Consider the following 1,007-nt stretch of genomic DNA (forward strand, 5'->3'; position numbering starts at 1 on the left):
GGTCGCGGCGGTGCGGCCGTCGAGGGCGCCGGTGGCGGATTCGGCGGCAAGGGCCAGCGCCGCCGAGACGTCCTCGGCCTGGCGGGTCAGGTGCTCGACGGTCGCGCGCAAGGTGGCGTCGGTGGTCTCGGTGCGCTCCGTGACGAGGCGGCCGGCCTCGTCGGCCGCCTTGGCGAAGGCCGAGGCCGCCGCCAGCGTGCGGGCGTCGAAATCGCCGGTGGCGGATTCGGCGGCAAGCGCGATGGCCGCCGAGACGTCCCCGGCCTGACGGGTCAGGTGCTCGACAGCCGCGCGCAAGGTGGCGTCGGTGGTCTCGGTGCGCTCGGCGACGAGGCGGCCGGCCTCGTCGGCCGCCCTGGCGAAGGCCGAGGCCGCCGCCAGCGTGCGGGCGTCGAAATGGCCGGTCGCGGCTTCCGCGGCTTCGGCGATGGCGGAAGCGACCTCGGCCGCCCGCTCGGTCAGGCCGTCGACGGCGCCGCGCAGGGCCGCGTCGGCGCCGGTCGCACGCTCGGCGACCAGATGGCTCGCCGCCTCGGCGGCCTGCGCGAAGGCCGTGGTGGCCGCCAGCGTGCGAGCATCGAGGGCGCCGGTCGCGGTCTCGGCGGCGCGGCCGATGGCGATCGCCGCCTCCTCGGCCCGGCCCGCCAGACCCACAACGGCTCCGTGCAGCGCCGCATCGGCCTCGCCGGCCCGCACGCCGATCACGCTCGCCGCCTCCTCCGCCACCCGGGCGAAGGACAGGGCCGCCTCGGAGAGACGCGCCTGCAGCGCCCCCGACGCCTCCTCGGCCCCCTGCCGGAACGCTTCCACGCTCTCGGCGGTGCGGATCCCCACCGCACCCGTCACCGTCTCGGCGGCGCGGCGCAGCACCTCCGCGGCCTCCTCCGCCCGCGCGCCGAACTCGCCGGTCGTCGCGGTCGTGGCCCGGCGGAGCAGCTCGGCCGCGGCCTGGCTGCGGGCGTCGAGCTCGGCGCCGGTCGTCTCCAGCGTGCGCCGGAAGATGTGGG

At 78.5% G+C, this 1,007-nt stretch carries 1 pseudogene; it reads right to left on the reverse strand.

The features are described from left to right. Positions 1 to 1,007, reverse strand: a pseudogene (locus G4G93_RS35420) (hypothetical protein); the annotation flags it as partial.

This window comes from Methylobacterium sp. DB0501 (assembly GCF_011043735.1).
In the GTDB taxonomy this organism is placed as follows: domain Bacteria; phylum Pseudomonadota; class Alphaproteobacteria; order Rhizobiales; family Beijerinckiaceae; genus Methylobacterium; species Methylobacterium alsaeris.